The sequence below is a fragment of the Actinomadura sp. NPDC048021 genome (assembly GCF_040653135.1).
GTDB classification, from domain to species: domain Bacteria; phylum Actinomycetota; class Actinomycetes; order Streptosporangiales; family Streptosporangiaceae; genus Spirillospora; species Spirillospora verrucosospora.
This window is the reverse complement of the sequence record NZ_JBEZJQ010000027.1, coordinates 53,526-77,287: the sequence shown is the minus strand read 5'-3', so window position 1 is coordinate 77,287 and position 23,762 is coordinate 53,526. Positions and strand designations below refer to the sequence as shown.

Here is a 23,762-nt window from a genome sequence, read left to right as displayed (position 1 = left end):
CCCGGCCAGCAGGCCAAACACCCTCCCGGCCGGCGACCGTCGGCGACGGCTCGGGCCAGGCTCGCGGCGTCGGAGATCGCCTGCCGGGTCTGCTGCTTCTTCAGCTCACGAAGTCCAGCGGTCATGCGATCCAGTGTTCCATGGGTCGCCAACAAAAATATTCTTGACACATATTTATGCTCAGCCTAAGTTTGTTCACGTCTCAACGAGAGGAGCGCGCATGAACCTGCGCATCACCCCACCGCCGGCGTCCAGGAAGGCCCCGTTCGCGTACGGCAAGCACATCCGTCCCAACCCCAGGCCCCTGCTCCGCAAACCGCTGCCGCCTCGCGGCAGGAAGGGCCGCTGAGGAGAAGCACCCATGCACATCCGCGCCACCACCGAAGAGATCGCCGCCGTCAGGGCCCGTTTCGACCTGCTGACAGCCGGCGTTCCCGACCTGCCCGCCGACTCCGACCAGGCGCCTGCGCTCCCCGGCGCGGGCGGCCTGCCCGGCCAGTGGGTGAACGTCTCCGGGCGGTCCGGCACCGACGCGGGAGTAGTGCTGTACGTCCACGGCGGCGGCTTCGCGCACACCGAACCGCGAGCGGAACGGCTCCTGGCCTACCACCTGTCCAAGGCCACCGGCCGCCCCGTCTTCGCGATCGACTACCGATTGGCCCCCGCCCACCCCTACCCGGCGGCGCTGCACGACGTGCTGGCCGCGCACGACGACCTGCTCACCCGCGGAGCGGCGGAGGTCGTCCTGTTCGGCGAGTCGGCGGGCGGCACCCTGGTGCTGTCGGCCCTGCTGGCGCTCAAGGCCGCGGAGAAGCCGCTGCCCAGGGCCGTCGCGGTGTCGCCGGTGACCGACCTGACCCTGTCCAGCCTCTCCCCGAGGGCCGATGACGGGCAGGACCTGATCAACCGTGCCGTCCTGGAACGGGTCTGCGCCCAGTACCTGGCGGGCGCACGGCCCGATCAGGCGCCGCAGTCACCCCTGCACGGCGACCTCGCCGGACTGCCGGACCTGCTGCTGGTAGCAGGCTCTCGAGAGGTGCTGGCCGACGACGTGCGCCGCTTCGCCGCGGCGGCCGAGAGCGCCGGTACTCACGCCGCCCTCGACGTCTACGAAGGCATGCCCCACGTCTTCCACCTGGCGATGCTGACCGGAACCCCCCTCACGACCACGACCACATTCCTCCGCCGCCTGGCGGACTTCACCAACGGAAGATCTGCATGCGAGTCACTCGAAGAGAACCGTTGCGCCTGATGAGCGTGCACGCCCACCCCGACGACGAGTCGAGCAAGGGCGCCGCGACCCTCGCCAAATACGCCGCCGAGGGCGCGGACGTCCTGGTGGTCACCTGCACCGGCGGCGAGCGCGGCACCGTGCTCAACCCCGCCATGGACTGGCCCGGGGTGCGCGAGAACCTCGCCGCGATCCGGCGGGCCGAGATGGAGGCCGCCCGGGAGGTCCTCGGCGTCCGGCAGCGATTCCTCGGCTTCGTCGACTCCGGGCTCCCGGCGGCGGGCGAGCCGCTGCCGGAGGGCTGCTTCGCCCTCGCCCCGCTGCAGGAGGCCGCCGGGCGGCTGGTGGCGCTGATCCGCGAGTTCCGCCCGCACGTCATCGTCACCTATGACGAAACCGGAGGCTATCCGCACCCCGACCACATCAGAACCCATGAAGTGACCGTCGCGGCGTTCGAGGCGGCAGGCGAAGCCGACCGGTTTCCCGGCACCGGGCAGCCCTGGCAGCCGCTCAAGCTCTACTACCACGGCGCCCTGTCCAAGGCCTGGTTCCAGACCATGCACGACGCGATGACCGCCCGCGGCATCGATTCGGGCATGCAGGCCGTCCTGGCCGAATTCCCCGCTGACGTCCCCGCGCCGCAGTTCACAACCCAGGTGCCTTGCGCGGAGTACTTCGGCGTCAGGGACCGGGCGCTGCTCGCACACGCCACCCAGATCGACCCGAACGCCGGCCTCATGCTGCACGACCGCGACGTCGAGCGGGAGGTCTGGCCCACCGAGGACTACCACCTGGCCCGCTCCCACGTAGAGACCTCCCTCCCCGAGGACGACCTGTTCTCCGGCCTGCGTCCCCGCAAGGTGCTGATCTCCGGCGGCGGGGTCGCGGGCTCGACGGTCGCCTACTGGCTCCGGCATCACGGATTCGCCCCGACCGTCGTCGAACAGGCCCCCGCCCTGCGGCAGGGCGGCCAGGCCGTCGACTTCCGCGGCCCCGCGCTGACCGTGCTGGAGCGGATGGGCCTGCTGGAGCAGGTGAAGGAACATGACACCGGCATCGGCGACTGCACCATCGTGGACGCCGAGGGAACGCCGTACGCCGTCATACCGTCGATCCTGTACGCCGGTGAGCTGGAGGTCCTCATCGACGAACTCATCGAGATCCTGTACGGCAGGGCCGTACAGGCCGGGGTCGAGTACCGCTTCGGCGACTCGATCACCGCACTGGAACCGGACGAGGACGGGGTGAGCGTCACCTTCGAGCACGCGCCCCCGGAGCGCTTCGACCTGGTGATCGGCGCGGACGGCGCTCACTCGGCGGTGCGCCGGCTGGCGTTCGGTCCCGAGGAGGACTTCGCCCACTACCTGGGCTGCTATTACGGCTACTGGGAGACCGGCAACCACCTCGGCCTCGACCACGAAGGGATGGCCACCGGCGATGGTGAGACAGCAGCGCTGAGCATCTTCAGCGTCAAGAACAACGCGGCCGCTCGGGTGGGCCTGCTGTTCAAGTCCGACGAGCTCCTGGCCTACGGCCGGCGCGACATCGAAGCGCACAAGAGGATCCTCCGGCAGCGGGCCGCCCACCTCGGCTGGCAGACGCCCGCCCTGCTGGAGAAACTGGACACCACCCGTGACCTCTACTTCGACGCCATGACCCAGATCCGCATGGAGACCTGGTCCAAGGGCCGCATCGTGCTCGTCGGCGACGCCGCCCACTGCGCCGCCCCCACCTCCGGACGCGGCACCTCCCAGGCACTGATCGGTGCGTACGTCCTGGCCGGCGAGCTCGCCACCGCGGACGGCGACCACGAAGCGGCCTTCACCGCCTACGAATCGGCCCTGCGCGAGCATGTCGCGCGCAACCAGGAGATCGGCGTCCACGGCAGCCAGTACGTCTTCGCCCAGCCCACGCAAGAGATGTTCGACGCCATGGCCGCCCAGCTCACCGAGCCGTCCGACGAGCCCGACGCCGACCTGTCACTGAAGACCTACTGAAAGGTGGTGGCGTGGGGCGCTGGCCAAGCGTTGGCCGTCCGGGCTGAACGCCACCGCGTACACCGTGTTGGACCACCTCCCGGGGCAGACCGCCGCCTGGCCCTCCGGGCTCAGGCCGCCGACCGGAGCCCGGCGGGACGACGGCGGAGAGCGGGGTCGAGCAATGCCGGGGGCTTGTACTCCTGGTCGAGCGCGCTGACCTCGGTACCCGGCGGGACGATCTTGTCGATCTGGTCGAGGATGTCGTCGGGCAGCTCGACGTCGGCGCCGGCCAGAAGGTCGTCGAGGTGTTCCATGGTGCGCGGGCCGAGGAGCGCGGCGGTGACGCCCGGGTGGGCGATGGCGAACGCCATGGCCAGGTGGGTCATGGGCAGGCCGGCCTCCTCGGCGAGCGGGATGAGATGTTCGACGACGTCGATGCGGCGCTCGTCGGTGAGGTGGCGGGAGAACTGGACGCGTTTGAGGTCGTTCTCACCGCCCTTGCGCACTCTGCCGGTCAGCAGGCCCTGGCCGAATGGACCCCACGCCATGACGCCCATGCCGTACTCCTGCGCCAGCGGCAGGACCTCCCGTTCGATGCCGCGGTTCAGGATGGAGTACGGCGGCTGCTCGGTGCGGAACCGCTGCAGGCCGGCGCGTTCGGCGGCCCACTGAGCCTGGACGATCACCGAGGCGGGCGTCGTCGAGGAACCGATCACGCGCACCTTGCCGGCCCCGACGAGGTCGGTCAGAACGGCAAGGGTCTCCTCCAGGTCGGTGTCCGGGTCAGGCCGCTGGAGCTGATAAATGTCGATGTAGTCGGTGCCGAGCCGCCGCAGGGAGTTCTCGACGGCGGTGGTGATCCAGCGGCGTGAGGCACCCTGCTGGTTGACGCCCTCCCCCATGGGCATGCCGACCTTGGTGGCCAGGATCACCCCGTCGCGGCGGCCCTTGAGGGCCTTTCCGACGATGTCCTCGGAGTCGGCGTAGCGGTCGGCGGTATCGATGAGGTTGATCCCGGCGTCCATCGCCTTGTGGATGATCCTGACCGACTCGTCCGGGTCGTTGCCCATCTGGCTGGCGAACATCAACGTGCCGAGTGCGTAGGGGCTGACCTTGATCCCGGTTCGCCCGAGGTTGCGATACTTCATGAACGTGCTCCTTCGGTCCCGACCGGCGAGTGGATCCCGGCCGGCCACCGCCCGTCGGCCGGTACATCCACCTTCCGCGGACCCGCGGGCATCAACCAGTACCCGCCGCAGCCAGTGGACCGGGAGTACCACGACGGGACGCGGCCGACTGCCCATACTGGGGAGATGACCGGATCCACGGATCTTGGCAAGGCCCTGCACGCCTGGCGGGATCGCACGAAACCGGCCGAGGCCGGCCTGCCGGACGACGGACGCCGGCGCGCGCCGGGCCTGCGGCGTGAGGAGCTCGCCCTGCTCACCGGCTTGTCCGTCGACTACATCGTGCGGCTCGAACAGAGCAGGTCGACGAATCCGTCCCCCCAAGTACTGTCCGCGCTGGCTCGGCGTTGCGGCTGACGACGGCGGAGCGTGAGCACCTCTTCGTGCTCGCCGGTCAGGCGGTGCCGGGCCCCGGGCAGATTTCCGACCATGTGCCAGCCGGCGTGCAGCGCCTGCTGGATCGGCTGACCGGCACACCGCTGAGCGTGTACGACGCCGCATGGAACCTCATCACGTGGAACCGGTTGTGGGCCGCGCTGTTCGGCAACCCGCCCGCGGCGCGCGGCTTCCGGAGAAATGCGGTGTGGTGGTCCTTCGTGGAACCGCCGGCCGGATACCCCCAGGCCATGAGCAGGGAGACGGGTAACCGCGCCGCCTTCATCTCCGACCTGAGAGCGGCGGCGGCTCGCTATCCGAAGGATGCCGGACTGGCCGCACTGATCGATGAGCTCCGTGCCCGGAGCGGTGACTTCGCGGCGCTGTGGGACTCCGGCGTGGTAGGTGTGCACGAGCCCCTGACCAAGACGATCCGGCACGCGAGCGTCGGCGAACTCACCCTCGACTGCGACATCCTCGCGGCGCTCGGCAGCGATCTGCGGATCATGGCCTTCACCGTGGCGGAGGGCAGCGAGACCGCCGAGCGGCTGCGGCTACTGGAGGTCGTCGGCGTCCCGGTCTGACGGGCGCCGGAACGGACAGTGGATTTGGCAGGCCCATCACGGGGCGGCTACTCGCCTGGCAGAGCTTTCATCCCGCCACCCGTCGCCTGGACGCGGTCGGCCAACTCGTCGGCCAGGAGGTCCATGAGGAGGCCGTCGTGCCACGTGCCGTCGATGTCGCGTTCGTACTGGCGCATGACGCCGACCGGACGGAAGCCGACCTTCTCGTAGCAGCGGATGGCGGCGGCGTTGGAGGCGGCCGGGTCGATGGTGATCCGGTGGTGGCCGTGGTCCTCGAACAAGTGCCTGGCGAGAGTGCGGATCGCGTCGGGCCCCAGGCCGCGACCGTGCACTGACGGGTCGAGGTAGATGTCGATGCCGGCGTGGCGGTAGTCGGGGTCCTGCTCGGCGTGCCACTGGATCAGGCCGACGGTCCGGCCTTCGTGTTCGATGACCAGTTTCCCCGTGTCGGTATCGGCGAGCTCGCGGGCCACCTCGGCTACCAGGTCGGTTCCACCTCGCCACCACCGGCGGACCTCCGGCCTCGCGCGAATCGCCGCCAGCGCGGGCACATCGTCCATCGTCGCCGGACGCAACGTCACCGACTCACCGAGAAGGGGCTCGCTCATGGGCCGACGATATCCGCGGCACCGTTCCCTCGGCACCTGATGCCGATCCCGCACCACCCGCCGCACGCCCACACCCGCGAGAGTCCCCGGACCGCTCGCCCTCCTACGACCTCGGCGCCGTACGCGCGCATACGTGCGTAACCGCCTCAAGAAACTCCCCGGCCCCCAGACAGCGGCGGATCGTCTCGGCGAGCTCACGGCGGCCGCCGAGACGATCTGCACGCGGCTCCCTTCGCCGAGGATTCCGGTGGCTCGCCAATCCCTGCCGCTTTCCTGAGTCCTCGGGCGTCGCTAGACCGACACCCGAGGACGTTTCAGCCGCTCAGGACGCGCGGTAGGCGGCGGCGAAGGCGCGAACGGCGGTGTCGGCGTAGTGGTCGAGTTCGGCTGGCGCGAAATGGACGCCCTCACCGCAGAACATGACCTTGTTGACCGGGATCGAGACGACCAGCCAGGTGAAATGGTTGGCCGCGAGGACGGGGTCTTCGATCCGCAGCAGTCCGCGGTGGGTCAGTTGCTCGAAGGACGATGCCAGCGCGGCGTGCACTCGCTCGGGGCCTGCCTCGAAGTAGGCACGGCCGAGTTCGGGGAAGCGACCGGCTTCGGCGATGACCAGGCGACGCACGCGCAGGTGTGAGGGTTGCGTGATGGCGTGGACGAACTGGCGCGCGACCGCCGTCAGGGTGGTCTCGACGTCATCGGTGATCGCCAGCTCCCCCAGGGCGGCCTGGAAGAGCTCATCGATGCCGCCCAGGCGATCGAGAACGATCTGCTCGAACAGCTTCTCCTTGCGCCCGAAGTGCTTGTAGATCGTCTGCTTCGACGCTCCAGCCACCGAAGCGATCTCGTCGGTCTTCGCGCCGACGTAGCCGTCGCGCAGGAACACCTCCATCGCCGCATCCATAATCCGGCGCCGCGTCTGCGCGGCGAGATCCTCCCCGGCGCCCGCCCGCGGAGGTTCGGCTTTCGGCATCGTCGCTTCTCCTGGTTCTGCTCTGCCAGAACGAACATTGACTCTGTCCGAACAGTACCGTACGGTACCGTACCGCCGGGCAGTACCGTACGGTACGGTTCACCCCCTAGGCCAGGAGAATCCAATGCGCAAGATCATCAGTAGCCTGTTCGTGTCGCTGGACGGCGTGGCAGAGGCCCCCGACACCTGGCACTTCCCGTACTTCAACGACGAGATGGGCAACGCAGTCGGCGGGGCCATGGCCGGCTGTGACGCGATGCTGCTGGGGCGTGTCCAGTACGAGGAGTTCGCCGCCTACTGGCCCACCAGCCAGGACGAGTTCGCCGGCTTCATGAACGACCAGAAGAAGTACGTGGTCACCAACACGCTCACCGAAGCCACCTGGAACAACACCGAGATCATCAGTGGTGACGTGGCCGCCGGGCTCCACGCGCTCAAGAGCTCCGAGGGCAAGGACATCGCCGTCACCGGCAGCCTCACCCTCGTGAGGTCCCTACTGGAGACGGGGCTTCTGGACCAGCTGCAGCTGTTCGTCCACCCCATCGTCGTCGGCAAGGGCGCCCGCTGGTTCGACGGCCTCGACACCATCAAGCTGAACCTGACCACATCCGAAACCTTCACCACCGGCGTGATCAACCAGATCTACACCCCGGCCGCCTGAGAACGAACCGACTCTCAGCTGGCAGCCACCGTGGTCGGGACCCCGGCCACAGAGCCCGCCAGCTGAGAGTCAGCTTTCTGGGCTCATCACACAGAGCTGCCTTGGGGCTGCCTTGGGGCCGGTGGCACGGACTCGAGCCCTGGACCACTCTGACAGGGAAATATCGCCGCTTTCGGTTCCGGGCGGCGACCATTCATTTCACGCGGTGGGGCTGGCCAGCGGAAAGCCGCTGGCACGGCCCGCAAGCGAACCTCGGAGCGCACGCCGACCGCCCTCCATCACCTCCGGAGCATCAGCGCTTGACTCGCGCCTGGCGGCATCGGGAAGTATCGGCCCGAGGCTGCAGGATGCCCCCTGCGTCACGCGACCGGACGAAACTCGGTTGCTGCGAGGCGGGCGAGTGCTCAGTGGAGCATGGTGAGGAGACCCTCAACGCCGCGTTTGAACGCGCCACCGACGCTCTCGACGCCGTCGAGGTGGGCGCCGGTCATGGCGCCGTCGCGCATCATGACGAAGTGCCTTGCGGCGTGCTCTGGCTTGCCGCGTCGCGGTGAGCCCCCGAAGACCTGCGTGAACAGTTCCGTAAGGGTGGTCACGTACCAGGCCCGGTGATCGAGGACCACCTGCCGCACGGGGTCGTCGGGGTCGGGGTACTCGTTGGCGGCGTTGAGGAAAGCGCATCCGCGGAACTCTGGTCTGGCCAGGTCGGCGGCGACGGCGGCGCCGATCGCGCGCAGCGCGTCGGCCGGCGACGGCGCGGCCTCGATGGCTGCCTGCGTGTTGGCGCGGATGTGGGCGTCGACGCCGCGGAGGTAGGCGAGTACGAGGTCTTCCTTCGACGGGAAGTGCCGGTAGAACGTCGCTCGCGTGGCCGGGGCCTCGGCGAGGATCCGCTCGACCCCGACCGCTCGGATTCCCTCCCGATAGAACAGGGCGCTGGCCGTGGACAGCAGCCGTTCCCGGGCCTCAGACCGCCCCTGCCTCCCCGTGCCGCTGTTCTGGCCGTCGTGCGCGGGACGGATCGGTGTAGCCATGTCTCGACCGTAGCAGAAAGAACGATCGGTCTTGCATTCGTGGGCGACGTCTGCCAAGCTCGGCCATGCAAGAGAGAACAGTCTTTCTACCTAACGGTGCCGCGCCGGACCGCGACGCGTCCAGCTCGCGGCAGGCCGCCCCACCGCGCGGAGGAACGCCGTGGGCTGGGGTTCGTCGAGGACGACCGTCGCGGCCTCCGCAGCCCGGTCGGCCGACGACCGGGTTCTTCCCGCGCTGATCCACCCGAATGAAGGGAATTCGTCATGACCATCACCGCCCCGGCTGTGACCGGTGTCGCAGCGACACTCCGGCGGCTCTACCTCGTGCGTTTCGGGTTCGCCCTCGTCTGGGCGGCCCTGCTGTTCCCGACCGCGTCGAGCATCAACCCGCTGACCGCGGTACTGATCGTGCTGTACCTGGCGTTCGACGTGGCCGCCGCCGTCGTCGATGCCCGCTCCGCGCGAGTCAACGCGAGCGGCGGATCCGCGAACGGCTCCGTCCCAGGTCTCTACGTCAACGTCGCGATCAGCACCCTTACCGCCGTCCTGCTCGCCGTCGCCCTCACCTCCGGGGTGCCGGCCGTCCTGCGAGTCTGGGGCGCATGGGCCGTCGTGGCCGACATCGTGCAGCTCGTCGTGGCCGTCCGACGGCGCCGCATGGGAGGACAGTGGGCGATGATCGCCAGCGGGGCGATCTCGGTGCTGGCCGGCACGTCGTTCTTCCTCATGGCGTCGAGCGCAGACGCCTCCCTGGCCAACGTGGCCGGCTACGCCCTGCTCGGCGGCATCTTCTTCCTCGTCTCCGCACTACGCCTCGGACGGAGCGACAACCAGGGTCACGAGTGAGAGGAACTGACATGACCGACCACACCCGGGCTACCGGCTCTTAGCTGAGAACGATCACGTTCAGGGTGTGAGCGTGCCGACCCGGTTCTCGTACTCGCGGCGGGCCCAGCGCTGAGCCGGGACAGTGCCCGGACCATCTCGTCAAGCCGTTCGACGGCGCCTGTCCCTCGGCCACGCGGTCAGGTCTGATCCGGCTGATGAGCGGGGCCATGCTGGGCAGCCGCCTGTTCAAGGAGCGTGCGGAACAGATGTACGGCCGGGTTGCGGGCAGTGCCGAAGCGGACGACGCTGAAGATGGTGCGGGTGACCGGCGCGAGCAGGGGATGCAGGCTGACCCCGTCGTGAGGTTCGGGGATGGCCAGGCGGGGGGCCAGGGCGACCCCGGCGTCCACGGCGACGAGGGCCACCAGCACCGAGAAGTCGCTGCTGCGGACCCGGATGTCCGGGACGAATCCCGCCGCGCCGCAGGCCCGCTGGATCATCTCGTAACAGGACGCCTCGGGACCGGGGGTGAGCCACGGGGCGTCGGCAAGCCGACCGAGGTCCGCCGGCTGACCAGGAGAGAGCCCGAGACTGCGGGCACGATCCGGGTGCAGGCACAGCAGCACAGGGTCATCCATGAGAACGTCCTGCCGGCTGTTCTGCGGGAAGTTACGGGGCAGCACCGAGTAGCTGTGGGCCAGGACCACGTCGGCGCGGTGCTTCTGCAGACCCTCCAGCGCCTGGTCGGGTTCCTGCTCGTCGAGCCGGAGGGTGAGCGTGGGCGCCGACTCGTCCTCATGCTGGGCGAGTAGTCGGTACACGCGGGGCAGCAGGGTGCGTGCGGCGGAGGCGAAGGCGGCCACGCGCAGCACCCCGTGATGCCCGCCCCGCAGGGCGGCCAGGTCGGACTCCGCGGCGGCGAGGTCGCCGAGGATCACCTCGGCGTGCGCCACGAGGAGTTCCCCCGCCGGGGTCAGGCACAGCGTGCGCCCCCGCTTCTCGACCACCGGCACGCCGGCCTCGCGCTCCAGCACAGCCAGCTGCTGCGACACGGCCGGGCCGGTCAGATGCAGCGCGTCGGCCGTGGCGGCGATCGTCCCGTACGCGGCCAGGTGCTGCAGCATGCGCAGCCGTCGCACATCAAGCATGGAGACCTCTTCAGTGGCGTTGCGGTGTCGTCCGAGGGTCGGGGCCGACGTGGGCGGAGGCGGCCGGAGGGCGTGCAGTCGCATACGCTGCCGGCCCGTGCCTTCTGGTCCTACGGCGGTTGATCAGGACGACCCCGGCCACGGTGACCGCGCCTCCCGCCAGTTCGAGAGGAAGAGGTTTCTCGCCCAGCCAGACGAAAGAGACCACCAGGGCCACCGGCGGGACCAGGTACAAGGCCGCGGTGGAGGCGGCCAGAGGTAGGCGCGCCACCGCGTACCCCCAGATCACGAACCCGAGCGCGGAAGGCAGTAGACCAAGGAAGACCGCCGACCACAGAGCGTCTGGCGGGGCGCCGGCAGTTGCTTTCGCCGCCTCGGGTGCTAGGGGCAGCGCGAAGACGGTGCCCGCGACCATTGCGTAGGTGGCCACCTCCAGTCCGCTGTAGTACCTGAGCAGCGGCTTGCTGGCGAAGTGGTACACGCCCTGGACGACGGCTGCGGCCAGCACCACCAGCGAGGCCGCGCTGAAGCCGGCATACCCCTTGGCCAAGGTGACGACCGCGGTGCCCGCGATGGCGATCAAGCTGCCGAAGACGACGTTCCGGGTAAGGGGCTCGGACAGGAACGCACTGGCCAGAAGCACGCTGAACACGGGTGCGATCGCGATCAGAAGACTGGCCGTGCCGGCCGCGACGTGCACCTCTCCCCAGTTGAGAAGGACCTGATAGGCGGTCATGCCGGTCAAGCCGCACAACGCGATCAGCGGCAGGTCCCGCCTGCGCGGCAGGCGCACACCCGCGAACGGGGACATGGCCAGCAGCGCCACGGCGGCGACCGCGAGCCGCAGGAAGGACAGCGCGGCCAGACCAAGCCCCGCCACGCCCACCCGGATGGCAGGGAAGGCGCAGGCCCACAGCACGACAGTGCCCGCCAGGGCGAAGAACTCGGGCGCGGATCGCTTTCTCACCCCCTCAACGTGACACCCCACAAGAAGAAGTTCCATTTAGCATAAGTTCGCAAACCAGGTAGTTTTCCTTACGCGCCGCATCTACCTGCGGAAACGCTTCCGGCGCGGCCAGAGGACGGCGCTCGCCAGTGCGCTGGCCAACCATGATCGTTCTCAGTGCCAACCGCCAGCCGCCGCCCAGGGCAGCTGCACCTGTGGGGGCGGGATGGTGTCGAGATGCCTCGCGTCAGTCCACCAGGCAGGCGTTCGACTCGGTGCTTCCCACGGTTTCCCCTGGTCTCCGAGATCTCCTCCGATCTGGCTTGTGCCGACGGGGTGTTCGGACTTGTTCGGTTATCCCCCGTGAGGGTTCCCGCGCTGGTCATGGGCCGCTGCAATGGCGGGGCCGGCGCCCGTGCGCCGGACGGCACCAGCGAAATGGGAGAGACATGAGAACGAGGAAGAGGGCCCTCGCGGCCTTGGTGGGCGCGGTGGCTCTGGCCGGGTCGTTGCTCGGCGTCGGGTCGGCGGCCGCCGAGGCCTTGGAGGAGCACTTCTGCGACCCGGGGGCCAGACAGGACATCCTCCTGACGTTCAAGACCGGCGCCGACGACCTGCGCGGCGACAACTGGCTCGGCGACTCCAACCTGGCGATCACCGTCGTGCTGCGGAACAAACCGGCGTTCCGCATCGAGAACGTCAACCGCGGCAAGAACTGGGGCGGCGGCGAGGTCAGTCCCGTCCGGATCTGCCTGGACAGCCACGGGGTGGTCGCCGACGAAGTCAGCGGCCTGCGCCTGGAGGTTGTCAACGACCCGTTCGGCGTCTTCGACAACTGGAACATGGACCGCGTACAGGCGGTGACCCGCTCGTTCACCCTCGGCGCATTCCAGACGGTCTCCAGCGTCGACCTGTCGGGCGCACCCCTGCACCGCTTCGACGGCAACTACCCGACGTGGGACCTTCAGGTCGAGGACCTGTTCAACGGCGGCTTCGAGTTCGACCGGCCGCTCAACGGCGACCCGCGTCCGCCGGTCTCCTCCCCCTGGTTCACCGAGGGCCCCGACTGGAAGGGCGTCGACGTCGGCCTGAACAACATGCTCACCGGCAGGAACAACGCGTTCGTGTTTTCCACCGCCTCCAACTGGAACGCGATCCTGCAGACGGTGCCGGTGTCCCCCAACGCCCACTACGAGCTCACCGGCTGGCTCCGCACCTCCGACAAGGTCAACACCGGGTTCTTCGGCGCCCGGCTCGCCGGGACGTGGCCGCCGCCCGGCGAGGTGCACTTCGGGCCGATCAAGAAGGACTACGTCCAGCTCACATCGGTCTTCCGCACGACGACCCAGACCCAGGCCACCGTCTTCGCCGGGCTCTGGGGAGTCGGCAACGGCGCCGAGTGGATCCAGGTCGACGAGGTGAAGCTCCGCAGAATCCCGTGATCGGGGCGGGCACGTCCGGCGAGGGCCCGCGCCCTGGCCGGACGTGCCCTTTCCCGGCCGCAACCGGCAACTCCGCTTATCGATGCGTGCTCGCGCGATTACGCTCATCTCGGCGCACTCCCCCACCGAGGCGGTGTTCTTGCCCACGGAGCCACCACCCGACCGAGTCCCGCGGAACCGAACCGAATTCGCCGAGGCGCTCTCGCTGCTCCGCGAGCGCGCCGGGCTCACCATCCGGGACGTCTCCCGCGCCACCGCGATCCCGGTGGCGACGCTCGGCGGCTACTTCTCCGGCCGTCACCTGCCCACCCAGCAGAACCTGCGCACGATCCTGACCGTCTGCGGCGCCACCGGTCCCGAGCCGTGGACGGACGCTCTTGCCGCGCTCCGTCGAGCTCCCGGGCCGCGGGCGGCGAACGCCGAAGCGCCCTATCCGGGTCTGGCAGCCTTCCAGCCGGCCGACGTCCGCTGGTTCCACGGCAGGGAACGGCTGACCGGCGACCTGCTGGAGCGGGTCCTTGGCCTGGCCGCCGCGGGCGGCGGGACGCTGGCCGTCGTCGGGCCGTCGGGTTCGGGGAAGTCGTCGCTGCTCGGCGCGGGACTCGTCGCGGCGCTGAGCTCGGACCGGCGGCTCCCACCCGTCCGGATGACACCTGGCAGGGATCCGGCCGCCGCCCTGCGCGCGCTGTGCCTCGACGATCCGTGCTGCCTGGTCGTCGACCAGTTCGAGGAGGTCTTCACCCAGTGTGAGGACGAGGCCGGGCGTCACGCGTTCGTCGCCGGCCTCACCGGCGGTGGAGTACCCGCCGGGTCAGTCGTCGTCGTGGCGCTCCGCGCCGACTTCTACGGCGAGGCGCTGGCCTGCCCTCCGCTGGCCGAGGTGCTGCGCGCGGGGCAGCTCCTGATCACTCCGATGAACGAGACGGAGGTGCGAGGCGCGGTCCTCGGCCCGGCCCGCGAGGCCGCGCTGGACGTCGAGGACGGCCTGGTCGAGCTGGTGCTGCGGGACTTGGCTCCGGCCGAGCTCGACACCGCGGCCGCGCACGATCCCGGTGCGCTCCCGTTGCTGTCCCACGCGCTGCGCACGGCGTGGGAGCACGGCAACCGCAAGCGGCTCACCGTCGCCGACTACACCGCAGGAGGCGGGATCCATGGCGCGATCGCCAAGTCCGCGGAGGCGGTGTACGAGACGTTCGACGGACCGGAGGGCGAGCTGGTCAAGGCGCTCTTCCTCCAGCTCGTGCGGATCTCCGGTCCCAGGGCGGCGACCCGGCACCGGATCCCGAGCGCCGACGTCGACGGGCTCGCCGACGTCGCGGCCCCCTTCGTCGCCGCACGGCTGCTGACCCGGGACCGCGACGGCCTGCAGATCACCCATGAGGCGCTGATCCGCTGCTGGCCGCGGCTGTCGGAGTGGATCGAGCTCGACCGCGACCGGCTGCTGTTCGGCCAGCGCCTCGCGGAGGCCGCGCAGGAATGGGAACGCGAGCCCGGCGACGACGCGCTCCTCTACCAGGGCCTGCGCCTGGCGGAGGCGCGGGCGTGGGTGGAGGGGGCCGCACCGGGCACGGTGCCGTCACGGGTGCGGGAGTTCGTCGTGGCGGGCGCGCGGCGTGAACGCGCCCGGATCCGCCGGCTCTACCGCCTCGTCGCGTTCCTGAGCGTCCTCGTGCTGGTGACCGCCGTGACGAGCCTCGTCGCGCTGCGGGCGACGGGCACCGTGTCCCGTCAGCGTGACGACGCGCTGTCGGCAAAGGTCGCCAATGAGGCGACGTCGCTGCGGGCGGCCGATCCGGCGCTGGCCGCGCAGCTGTCTCTCGCGGCGTTCCGGCTCGCCCCGACGACCGAGGCGCGCGGCAGCCTGCTCAGCGGATACGCGGCGCCGTACGCGGTCCAGATGTCCGGCCATACGGGCGCCGTCTACCAGATCCAGTACAGCCCCGACGGCAGGACGCTGGCCAGCGCGAGCCTGGACGGCACTGTCCGGCTGTGGAACCTCGCGGACCCGCGCAATCCCGCGCCGCTGACCGTGTTGACCGGCCACTCCGCAGCGGTGACGGCCGCGGTGTTCAGCCCGGACGGCCGTACCCTCGCGACCACCGGAGACGACCGGACGGTCCGGCTGTGGAACGTCGCCGACCCGGCCCGACCAGCGCCGCTCGTGACGCTGCGGGGCCACTCCGACGGCGTCCGGGCGCTCGCCTTCGCCGCTGACGGCCGCACCCTCGCGTCCGGCGGATACGACCGGACGGTCCGGCTGTGGAGCGTCGCCGACCCCGCACGGGCGAAGCCGCTCGCGGTGCTGACCGGTGCGGGCGCGGGGGTGAGCGCCCTGGCCTTCAGCCCCGACGCGCGCGTCCTCGTCGCGGGGGCCTACGAGAAGAACGCGCACGTCTGGGACGTCTCGGCGCCCGGCCGGCCGCGCCGCCTGCCCGATCTGAAGGGAAACTCCGACCGGATCCTGAGCGTCGCGTTCAGCCCGGACGGCGACGTCCTGTCGGCCAGCGGTTTCGACGGTCTCGTCCACCTGTGGGCGGTCTCCGGAACGCGCTTCGACCACGTCGCCGGCCTGCAGGGCCACACGAGCGGCGTCAGCGGCGCGTCCTTCGCCGGCCGGACGCTCGCCACCGGCTCCTACGACCACTCGATCCGCCTCTGGGACACGACGGATCCCCGGCGGCCGAGCGCCCCGGTCGTTCTGGAGGGCCCTTCCGACACCGTCTACTCGCTGGACTTCTCCCCGGACGGCCTGACCCTGGCGAGCGCAGGCGCCGACGACACGATCCGCCTGTGGGACCTGCGCCGCCCGATCCTCGGCGGCAACAACGGCGAGGTCGACTCACTCGCCTTCAGCCCCGACCGGAGGCTGCTGGCCATCGGCAGCTACCAGGCGTTCCGCCTCTGGGACGTCACCGATCCGCACGTCCCACGCGCCGTCGCGTCGGTCGGCGGCCTCGGCGACCATGTGCAGTCGGTCGCCTTCAGCCCCGACTCCCGGCGGCTAGCGGCCGGTGACCTCGACGGGACGGTCGGCGTCTACGACGTGGCCGCTCCGGCCCGTCCCCGGCTCGCCATCACACTCCGTCCGGACCGCGGCAACGTGTTCGCCGTAGCGTTCGCGCCCGATGGACGGCATCTGGCCATAGCCGGAGAGGATCCCGACGTCACCGTCTGGGCCTCCGACGCGCCACAGAGCCCGCCCGCCGTGCTGCGCGGCCACACCTCTGGCGTCCAGGCGCTCGCCTACTCACCGAACGGCCGACTCCTCGCCACGGCCGGCGCCGATCATACCGTCCAGCTCTGGGACACCCAGGGCAACTCCAGGACCGCGACCCTGAAGGGCCACGCCAACGGCGTGAACGCCGTTGCCTTTTCCCTGGACGGCCGGCTCCTCGCCAGCGGCGCCGCCGACCGCACGACGGTCCTCTGGGACGTCACCGACGCCCGCCGGCCGCACGAGGTCCACCGCCTGAGCACGGGCTCCGACGCCGTCTACTCGGTGGCCTTCAGCCCTGACGGCCGGCTCCTCGCAACGGCCGGCTCCGACGGGGCCACCGCGCTGTGGACGCTCGGGACGGAACCCGTCCGGTCTGCGCTGCTCACCGGACATCGCGGGACGGTCTACGCGGTCGCCTTCTCACCCGGCATGCCGTACCTGGCGACCGGCGGCGCCGACTACACCGCCCGCCTGTGGACCACCGACACCGCGGCCGCCTCCCTCTGTCCCCTCGGCCCACCGCGCATCGCCGAACCCACATGGCGCTCCCACTTCCCCGGCATCCCGTACCGCCCCCCATGCCGAAGTTGACCGTGCTGTGCGCACGTGTGACGTGCAACGTCCAACGGCGATAGCGAGCCAGTTCGGGCCACAGGAGGACAACCTGGCAGTTTCCCGTCCGGCCAGAGACCGCAGTGCTGTCACCCGCCACCAACACTCAGGCCACGTAGCCCCGCCGACATCAGGTGCCGTTGCCAGGGGTGACGCTTGAGCAGCGCGGCGCGGGCCGGCACCGGATCGGGACGGTACGGACCTGGTAGCGGTGGCCGACAAACCGTGAGATTGATAACGGTTGTCATTATTGGCTCGTCCTGGACTGTACTCGTTGTGGGCAGAGGCTGCCCGCCGCCCGGCTCTGCGCCGGGGAGACAAGACAAACAAGAGAGGCTTGCTCATGTCCAAGGTGCGATTGCCTGGGAACGGCACGCTGCGGGGGGTCGTCATCGGCCTGCTGGGGTTGCTGTTCTGTGTGGCGGGGGACGCGTTCTCCGCCCTTGGCGCCGAAGATGAGAAGCAGTTCCCCTTCGCGCCGGGCGCGCTCGGCGCGATCTTCGGTGGACTGTTCCTCGCGGGATACGCCGCGCTCAGGTTCGGTCTGGAGGTGCGGCCGTTCCGCACCAACGGCGCGGTCGCCGAAGTGTTCCGCCGGGAGCGTGCCTCGGCACGGTCGGCCCGGTGGCCGATCGGGTGCGTGGCGGTGGCGAACGTGTTCTATCTGCCGCTGCTGGTCGCTGCGACTCAGCGGGTGGGTAGTTTCGCCACGGTGATCGCGATCGCGTTCTGCGGCCCGCTGCTGGTGGCGGTGTGGGGCTCGGTGCGCGAGTCCCGCTACGCCGCGGTGCTCTGGCCGGTGCTCGCCGGCGCGGGCCTGTGGATCATGTCGCTGCAGGAGGAGGCGCACACCGACTGGCTCGGTTACGCCTTCGCCGCCGCGGCCGCGGCGTGTTTCGCCGTCAACATCAGCGCGATGGAGAAGCTGGAGGAGCGGGGCACCGAAACGGTCGGCCTGGCCCTGGCCGGTCTGCTGACCATCCCGGGCGCGGCCAGCTGGCTGGTGATCTCGGGGGGCCTGGAATGGTTCCAGCCCCGCATCATCGGGCTGGCCGTACTCACCGGCATGCTCACGGTGGCCGTTGCTCCGGTACTGGAGGCACGGGCCATCGGCTACCTCGGCAAGGAGAAGTTCGGTGTGCTGGCCGCCGGTGAGCCGATCATGGGCCTGCCGGTCGGGCTGCTGCTGCTGGGGGAAGTCCCCGGCTGGTTCGTGGCCACCGGAGTGGTGATCCTCGCGGTGGCCATCGCGGCCAACACCACTGAACTGGACAGGCCGCTGGTCCGGCGGCTGTTCGCCATGCGGTCCGGCGGGCTGCCGCACGGACATCACCTCGCCGCCGAGGCCGCGATTCCTTCGGGAGGTGCGGCCGTCCCCGCGGCGGTGGGCACCGTGCCCGCCAACATGGTCGGTGGCGTGCCAACGCCGACTGATGCCCGGCGATCGTCCTTGGCGGTCACCGGGGCTCGGCAGCCGGAGGCACCGGCCTCCGGCACGGCCGACAGCCACTGGCTGGAGGTGGCGGCCGTACTGTGGCCGCTGGTCCAGCGCGGCAACACCGAAGCCGCCACCCTGCTCACCTCGGTGCTGCAACCGGTGGCGGACCGTATCCAGATCACGAAACGGTGATCCCCACATGAACCGCGGCGGGGAGGCAAATGCCTCCCCGCCGTTCCCATGCCCTCAGCCTCAACCACACCCAACCAAGAAACACAGTTCTAGAACGTCGAGCACCTTGCCAGAACCGGGTACATCATCACCAGCAGGCCGAGCGCGATCGGCAGGGCCGTCGACCTTCACCGACTCCAACGCATCGTCCAGGACGGGACGGCGCGGCCGGCGAGCAGGCCGAGCACCATGGCCGCGCCGATTCACACCGGCAGGAAGCGGTCCAGCACCGATAGGCGGGCCGCTACGGGGTCCGTGGGCTGGGCGTCAGCTCTTTGGGGTGAGCGCGGTGAGGAGGTCGGTGAGGGAGCGGATCACGATCTCCGGTGGGCTGCCGTCCGGTTCGAACGCGCCGCCTGAGCGGTCAATCCAGGCCGCGCGGAGCCCGGCCGACTCTGCGCCGATGATGTCGAAAGAGTTGCACGACACCAGGCGCACCCGCGATGGTGTCCGGTTGAGACGTATGGCCGCATGATGGTACGGGCGCGGGGACGGTTTGAACGCACGGACCTCGTCAACGCTGATGACCTCGGCGAAGTACCGTCGCAGTCCGGTGGCGTCTAGGATCGCGTCGAGCATCGACGGCGCGCCGTTCGACAGGATGGCCAGGACGTGTCCCCGGTCGAGCAGCGCTTGCAGTGCCGGGGCGGCGTCAGGAAACGGTTCAAGGTCGTTATAGCGCGCGATCAGCGATTCCTTGTCACTGTTCTCCACCTTCTTGTCCAGCACGGCGAGCGCGTGGTCCAGCGCTTTGCGCGTGCACCAGCCGAAGTCCTCGTACCGGCCCATGGCGGTAAGACGGAAACTGATGTCGAGTTGCTTCTGGCGCCAGATCCTGGCGACTTCGGCCGCGTCGGCGGGTGGCATCCATTCTTCCAAGTCCCTCGCGACCCCGATGGGATCGACAAGGGTTCCGTACACGTCGAAGACGAGCGCTTCAGAGCTCGGCAACTTGGTTCCCTTCCGTCAGTGTGCCGTGTCTCGGGCCAAAGGCGACCACTTGTCTTCGCTGTGGAAGACCGCGAAGTTCTCCACCGGCTCGCGGGTCGTGCGCTGGGTGCATAGCACGTGCTCGGGATCGGCATATCCGAGCGCGAGGCCACACACGATGGTCTGGTCGTCGGGGATCGACAGCCGGTCGCGTAGAACGGGATGGAAATGGAGCAGCGATGCCTGAGGGCATGTGTCCAGCCCGGCCCCGCGAGCGGCAAGCATCAGGGCTTGCAGGAACAGCCCTGCGTCAATGAGCGCACCGGCGAGTAGGTGCCGGCTGACCGTGACGACCAGGCCCACCGGGGCTCCGAAGAAGGTGTAGTTGCGGGCGTGGTAGGCGTCTCGCAGCACCTTGTCGGCCCGGCTGATCCCCAGAAGGTCTCCGTACAGCCATTCTCCGAAGCTATGCCGTCGCGTGCGGAAGGGCTCCGGCCAGGCATCGGGGGCGGGCTGGTACGGGTATTCCAGATCGGCTTCCAGAAGCCGCCGACCATTTTCGAATGCTTCGAGCAGCGCGCTTGTCAACCTGTGCTTGGCCGCCCCCATCAGAATGTGGACTCGCCAGGGCTGGCTGTTGGAGTTGCTCGCTGACATCGATGCGAGTGCGAGCAGCCGTTCGACCTCCTCCCGAGACACCGGAACCTGGCGGAAAGCCCGCACGGACCGGCGCGTGCGAAGCGCCTCTTCAACGGTTACCGCGGCTCGCGTTCGGGAGGGGGCGAGCGGCCTGGGCATCACGGGATCGTCGTTCCGTCCGGAACCGTTCTCATGCATCTGCGGGCGGGGTGATGTCGTAGGAGATGCGTCCTGCCGGCAGGTAGAAGAGCGCGATCAGAGCGCCGCCCTTCACCTCGGGATAGTGGTGACTGCCCGGGGCCGGTGCGGTCCACCCCGCGCCCGACCAGCCGCGCGGACCCGCCAGGCGGGCGCTGGCGTCGAGGGGTACTACGAGGTTGAGTTCTCCGTAGGGGTGCTGGTGGTACTGGCCGCGATAGGGCGGGACGCTGTTCATGTAGACGGCGGTGATGCTGAAGTAGTGGAGTTCCTCACTCGGCTCGGCGATCCGGCTGCGCCGGTAATCGGGGCCGTCAACTTCGATGTTCGCAGCCCAGCCGGCCACTACGCCGTCGGTCACCATTCCGGCCAGGTCGTCCCACAGGGGAGAACCCGGACCGTAGGTCGTGTTGAGCCAGGATTCCAGGTCAGGGCCCGCAGTGCGGTTCCTGACCTCGGAGAGAAAGGGGATGCTGCGCTCAACCAGGGTGCTGGGACTCGATGTCATGACGTGTCCTTCTTGCTTGGTGACGGGTACGGAGCAGGCCCTTGGGCGGGCTGGTTTTCGGACGAATGGTTCCCGCCCCTCAGACCGGCGCGGTGCCCTTTGACGCCTTGGACGTGCGCTCGGCCAGGTCGATGAGGCCGGCGAGCAACTCCCGCAGAAGGCCCTCGGTGATCTCGTCTCCGGTCATGGCGCCCCCGGCGTCGAAACGCTCATGGGATCGGAAGAGCGTCACCTCAGGGTGGGCGACGACGGGAGCCTGGATGCGGTGGAGGATCTGGCGCAGGACGAGCTGAGCGCGGGCAGTGCCGAACTGTGACGGGGAGGCCCCGAGCACAGCGACGGGCTTGCCGCGCAGCGACGGGTCGTTGGCTGGGCGGGAGAGCCAGTCGAGGGCGTTCATCAGGGCGCCCGGGATCGAGGAGTTGTATTCGGGGGTGGCGATGACGACCCCGTCCGCTTGCCGCACGCGCTGGCGCAGGTCCGCGATGGGTGCTGGTGCAGGGCCGTCCTCCAGGTCCTGGTCGAAGTGGGGTAGGGATCCCAGAGACTCGACGATGTCGAGGGTGACACCAGGCGGGGCCAGTTCCCGGAGAGCCCGGAGCAGGCCGGTGTTGTGCGATCGGCGCCGGAGGCTCCCGGAGATCGCGACGAAGGTCAGGTCAGGCATGCTCGTGTGCCCTTCGCTGTCGGTGTGGGTGACGAAACGGTGCTCATGGTGTCCGATTGCCGCACAAGTGTTCGCGCGCTACGGTGGGGATCTGACTACGGAACGGAATGGCACGATGGGACGCTTGGCGGAACGCGACAGTGAGGCACGACGGCAGCGGCGGATCGCCAACGCACCCAATGCGGCGGACTTCTCCGAGGCGTTGGCGCGCGGGCTGGCGGTGCTGTCGGCCTTCTCCGCCGAGAATCGGCGGCTGACCCAGGCCGACCTGGCCCGCGAGCTGGGCCTCTCCCGTGCGACGGTGCGGCGGGCCGTTCTCACCCTCGAGCACCTGGGCTTTCTGGCGGCCGACGGCCGAGCCTACGAGCTCACACCCCGAATCCTGCGGCTCGCGTCCGGCTACCTGACGTCCAACATGACCAGCGCCGTCATGCAGCCCGTCTGCGACCGCATCTGTGCTCGGCTGCAGGAGGCGTGCTCGGTCGCGGTCCTCGACGAGGCGGACGCGGTGATGGTCGCCCGTTCCGTACCCAACCGCCTGATCCAGGTGGGAAGCGGGATCGGCTACCGGACGCCTGCGGCAGTCTCCTCGCTGGGCAAGGTCCTTCTCGCCTTCCTGCCTCCGGACGAAAGCGCGCGCGGACGAGCGGCGATCGAGGCGGCGGGTGGCTCGGTGGACGAGGAGACGCTCGACCGGATCCGCGAGGACGGCTACTGCTACGTGGCCAACGACGTCGATGCGGGCGCGCACTCCATCGCCGTCCCCCTGCGCCGCTGGGACGACCGCGTCATCGCGGCCATCCACGTCGGCTGCAACATCGAGCGGTTCTCCGCGGAGGTCATGCACGGCGAGGTCCTGTCGCTCCTGCGGGACGCCGCTGACGAACTGCACGCTCAGCTCCTCTGAACCGGGGCGGTGTGGATCGCCGCCGGTCGGGTCGCGGCGTCGTAGGCGGCCTGCGCGCCCCAGGCGCCCATACCGCTGTCCCCCGCCGGCTCGAAGAGCCGCCCGGGGCCGCCGCCCTGCCATTCGTTCACCCAGAGCAACCCGGCGGGGATCGTGCGGGCCGCGGTCACGTGGTCGGGGTTCCCGGTGTACACGGTCGCGGCAAGGCCGAAGCGTGAGCGCGAGGCGAGCTCCACCCCCTCTTTGAAGGAGTCGACGACCCGCACCGGGGCGACCGGGCCGAACGTCTCCTCGGTCATGACCGCCATCGAGTCGTCCACACCGGTCAGGACCGTGGCCGGGTAGAAGAAGCCCGGCCCGGCCGGCACCTCCCCGCCGATGCGGATCCTCGCCCCCTTGGCGGCGGCGTCGAGGACGTGCCCGTGGACCAGATCGCGCTGGCGCCGGTCGACCAGCGGCCCGAGGACCGTCGACGCGTCGCGCCCGTCGCCGTAGGTGTACCCGCGCGCGGCGTCCACCAGCGCGTCGACGAACCGGTCGGCGATGGCGCGGTGGACGTAGACGCGTTCCATCGAGGTGCAGATCTGGCCCGAATTGACGAAGGCGCCGTGCGCGACCGCCGCGGCCGCACCGATCGGATCGACGTCCGAGTCGATGATCACGGGGTCCTTGCCGCCGAGTTCCAGGATCGCGCGGTGCAGCCGGCGGCCGGCACCGGCGCCGACCGCCCGGCCCGCCGGGACGGATCCGGTGAAATGGACGAGGCCTATCCCGGGATGCTCGGCCAGGGGTGCACCCGCGCGCGCGTCTCCGAGAACGAGGTTCACGACTCCGTCCGGGAGCGAGAGCAGTTCGCACAGGCGGGCCGCCGACAGCGGCGAGCGCTCTGAGGGTTTGACGACCACGGTGTTGCCCGCGGCCAGCAGCGGTCCGATGATCGACAGCAGGGTGGCGACGGGGAAGTTCCAGGGTGTGATGACCGCCGCCACCCCCAGCGGATGCCGGACGATCTCGGTCGCGCCCCCGTCATGGGCGACCGAGGTCGCAAACGGGTAGTCCAGGGCGGCTTCGGCGTCGTTTCGCAGTGCCGCCGCGCCGGCCTCGACGAAGGAGCGGCCGAGTACGACCGGCTGCCCCATCTCCTGGCACTGGAGCCGCGCCAGTTCGTCCGCGTGGGCGCCGACGACGTCGGCGTACGCGCCGATCCGCCGCACCCGTTCGGCGACGCCCAGCGCCCGCCACCCGGGTTGCGCCTTGGCCGCCGCGGCGACGGCGCGGTCCACGTCGTGCGGAGAGCCGCCAGGGAGGCAGGCGAAGGTCTCTTCGGTGGCGGGGTCCACCAGGTCGAGAAGTGAGGGGTCGGCGGACGGGGTCCAGGCTCCGCCGACCAGGTTGCGCAGTGTACGCATGGTCGTTCCC

At 69.9% G+C, this 23,762-nt stretch carries 22 protein-coding genes and 1 pseudogene; 12 read left to right on the top strand and 11 right to left on the bottom strand.

Translation table 11 applies throughout. The features are described 5' to 3' along the window. The first annotated feature begins 220 nt into the window (after nt 1-220). The 4 genes and pseudogenes from AB0C87_RS34125 to AB0C87_RS34110 all read left to right on the top strand — a co-directional run bounded on the left by AB0C87_RS34125 (nt 221) and on the right by AB0C87_RS34110 (nt 3,228). Nucleotides 221-349 carry a hypothetical protein gene (locus AB0C87_RS34125; RefSeq protein ID WP_360581288.1) on the top strand — a complete coding sequence of 43 codons (129 nt, stop codon included), beginning with the start codon at nt 221-223 and terminating at the stop codon, nt 347-349. Nucleotides 350-361: 12 nt separating this feature from the next. Then, complete coding sequence (locus AB0C87_RS34120) at nt 362-1,252, top strand: alpha/beta hydrolase fold domain-containing protein (protein ID WP_360581287.1); 891 nt, start codon at nt 362-364, stop codon at nt 1,250-1,252. Next, nucleotides 1,219-2,082 (top strand): annotated as a pseudogene (mca, locus tag AB0C87_RS34115) (mycothiol conjugate amidase Mca); the annotation flags it as partial. The gene AB0C87_RS34120 and the pseudogene mca, both read left to right, overlap by 34 nt. Nucleotides 2,083-2,091: 9 nt before the next feature. Next, entirely contained in the window at nt 2,092-3,228 is a 1,137-nt protein-coding gene (locus AB0C87_RS34110; RefSeq protein WP_360581316.1) for an FAD-dependent monooxygenase, read from the top strand. A 110-nt stretch (nt 3,229-3,338) separates the two neighbouring features. Here AB0C87_RS34110 and AB0C87_RS34105 read toward each other — a convergent pair whose 3' ends face one another. Further along, nucleotides 3,339-4,358 carry an aldo/keto reductase gene (locus AB0C87_RS34105; RefSeq protein WP_360581286.1) on the bottom strand — a complete coding sequence of 340 codons (1,020 nt, stop codon included), beginning with the start codon at nt 4,356-4,358 and terminating at the stop codon, nt 3,339-3,341. A gap of 165 nt (nt 4,359-4,523) precedes the next feature. On the opposite strand from AB0C87_RS34105, the gene AB0C87_RS34100 reads away from it, so the two are divergent. Together AB0C87_RS34100 and AB0C87_RS34095 are read left to right on the top strand one after the other, a co-directional pair. Continuing rightward, a complete protein-coding gene (locus AB0C87_RS34100; protein ID WP_360581285.1) occupies nt 4,524-4,754 on the top strand; it encodes a helix-turn-helix transcriptional regulator in 231 nt (76 codons plus the stop codon). After that, nucleotides 4,745-5,356: a DNA-binding protein gene (locus tag AB0C87_RS34095; RefSeq protein ID WP_360581284.1), complete on the top strand. Its 612-nt coding sequence runs from the start codon at nt 4,745-4,747 to the stop codon at nt 5,354-5,356. Before AB0C87_RS34100 ends, AB0C87_RS34095 begins: the two co-directional genes overlap by 10 nt. Nucleotides 5,357-5,403: 47 nt before the next feature. Here AB0C87_RS34095 and AB0C87_RS34090 read toward each other — a convergent pair whose 3' ends face one another. Together AB0C87_RS34090 and AB0C87_RS34085 are read right to left on the bottom strand one after the other, a co-directional pair. Then, nucleotides 5,404-5,964, bottom strand: a complete 561-nt coding sequence (locus AB0C87_RS34090) for a GNAT family N-acetyltransferase (protein WP_353833185.1) — start codon at nt 5,962-5,964, stop codon at nt 5,404-5,406. 322 nt (nt 5,965-6,286) lie between these two features. After that, a complete protein-coding gene (locus AB0C87_RS34085; protein ID WP_360581283.1) occupies nt 6,287-6,937 on the bottom strand; it encodes a TetR/AcrR family transcriptional regulator in 651 nt (216 codons plus the stop codon). A 124-nt stretch (nt 6,938-7,061) separates the two neighbouring features. Here AB0C87_RS34085 and AB0C87_RS34080 point away from each other — a divergent pair, with 124 nt between their 5' ends. Next, the gene (locus AB0C87_RS34080) at nt 7,062-7,598 is read left to right on the top strand and encodes a dihydrofolate reductase family protein (RefSeq protein ID WP_360581282.1); all 537 of its coding nucleotides are present in this window, start codon (nt 7,062-7,064) and stop codon (nt 7,596-7,598) included. A 404-nt stretch (nt 7,599-8,002) separates the two neighbouring features. Here the strand turns inward: AB0C87_RS34080 and AB0C87_RS34075 are convergent, their stop codons facing one another. After that, entirely contained in the window at nt 8,003-8,632 is a 630-nt protein-coding gene (locus AB0C87_RS34075; RefSeq protein ID WP_360581281.1) for a helix-turn-helix domain-containing protein, read from the bottom strand. A 264-nt stretch (nt 8,633-8,896) separates the two neighbouring features. On the opposite strand from AB0C87_RS34075, the gene AB0C87_RS34070 reads away from it, so the two are divergent. Next, nucleotides 8,897-9,478, top strand: coding sequence for a hypothetical protein (locus tag AB0C87_RS34070; RefSeq protein ID WP_360581280.1), 582 nt, complete (start codon nt 8,897-8,899; stop codon nt 9,476-9,478). 179 nt (nt 9,479-9,657) lie between these two features. Here the strand turns inward: AB0C87_RS34070 and AB0C87_RS34065 are convergent, their stop codons facing one another. Both AB0C87_RS34065 and AB0C87_RS34060 read right to left on the bottom strand, forming a co-directional pair. Then, the gene (locus AB0C87_RS34065) at nt 9,658-10,608 is read right to left on the bottom strand and encodes a LysR substrate-binding domain-containing protein (RefSeq protein WP_353833188.1); all 951 of its coding nucleotides are present in this window, start codon (nt 10,606-10,608) and stop codon (nt 9,658-9,660) included. A 10-nt stretch (nt 10,609-10,618) separates the two neighbouring features. After that, a complete protein-coding gene (locus tag AB0C87_RS34060; RefSeq protein ID WP_360581279.1) occupies nt 10,619-11,575 on the bottom strand; it encodes a DMT family transporter in 957 nt (318 codons plus the stop codon). Nucleotides 11,576-12,003: 428 nt separating this feature from the next. On the opposite strand from AB0C87_RS34060, the gene AB0C87_RS34055 reads away from it, so the two are divergent. The 3 genes from AB0C87_RS34055 (at nt 12,004) to AB0C87_RS34045 (ending at nt 18,455) form a co-directional block, all read left to right on the top strand. Beyond that, a complete protein-coding gene (locus tag AB0C87_RS34055; RefSeq protein ID WP_360581278.1) occupies nt 12,004-12,996 on the top strand; it encodes a hypothetical protein in 993 nt (330 codons plus the stop codon). 139 nt (nt 12,997-13,135) lie between these two features. Further along, nucleotides 13,136-16,804: a helix-turn-helix domain-containing protein gene (locus tag AB0C87_RS34050; RefSeq protein WP_360581277.1), complete on the top strand. Its 3,669-nt coding sequence runs from the start codon at nt 13,136-13,138 to the stop codon at nt 16,802-16,804. A 364-nt stretch (nt 16,805-17,168) separates the two neighbouring features. Continuing rightward, nucleotides 17,169-18,455: a hypothetical protein gene (locus tag AB0C87_RS34045; RefSeq protein WP_360581276.1), complete on the top strand. Its 1,287-nt coding sequence runs from the start codon at nt 17,169-17,171 to the stop codon at nt 18,453-18,455. A 306-nt stretch (nt 18,456-18,761) separates the two neighbouring features. On the opposite strand, the gene AB0C87_RS34040 is transcribed toward AB0C87_RS34045, so the two are convergent. The 4 genes from AB0C87_RS34040 to AB0C87_RS34025 form a co-directional block, all read right to left on the bottom strand. Further along, nucleotides 18,762-19,445 (bottom strand): haloacid dehalogenase type II, encoded by a 684-nt coding sequence (locus AB0C87_RS34040; protein ID WP_360581275.1) that lies wholly within the window; start codon nt 19,443-19,445, stop codon nt 18,762-18,764. 15 nt (nt 19,446-19,460) lie between these two features. Next, the gene (locus AB0C87_RS34035; protein ID WP_360581274.1) at nt 19,461-20,222 is read right to left on the bottom strand and encodes a nitroreductase; all 762 of its coding nucleotides are present in this window, start codon (nt 20,220-20,222) and stop codon (nt 19,461-19,463) included. Nucleotides 20,223-20,253: 31 nt separating this feature from the next. Beyond that, the gene (locus AB0C87_RS34030; RefSeq protein ID WP_360581273.1) at nt 20,254-20,769 is read right to left on the bottom strand and encodes a DUF4863 family protein; all 516 of its coding nucleotides are present in this window, start codon (nt 20,767-20,769) and stop codon (nt 20,254-20,256) included. Between the two features lie 79 nt (nt 20,770-20,848). Beyond that, nucleotides 20,849-21,436, bottom strand: coding sequence for an NADPH-dependent FMN reductase (locus tag AB0C87_RS34025; RefSeq protein ID WP_360581272.1), 588 nt, complete (start codon nt 21,434-21,436; stop codon nt 20,849-20,851). Between the two features lie 115 nt (nt 21,437-21,551). Between AB0C87_RS34025 and AB0C87_RS34020 the strand changes: the two genes are divergently transcribed. After that, the gene (locus AB0C87_RS34020; RefSeq protein WP_353833197.1) at nt 21,552-22,343 is read left to right on the top strand and encodes an IclR family transcriptional regulator C-terminal domain-containing protein; all 792 of its coding nucleotides are present in this window, start codon (nt 21,552-21,554) and stop codon (nt 22,341-22,343) included. Here AB0C87_RS34020 and AB0C87_RS34015 read toward each other — a convergent pair. Further along, entirely contained in the window at nt 22,331-23,752 is a 1,422-nt protein-coding gene (locus AB0C87_RS34015; protein WP_360581271.1) for an aldehyde dehydrogenase family protein, read from the bottom strand. The two genes, AB0C87_RS34020 and AB0C87_RS34015, sit on opposite strands and share 13 nt — an antisense overlap. Between the last annotated feature and the right edge of the window lie 10 nt (nt 23,753-23,762).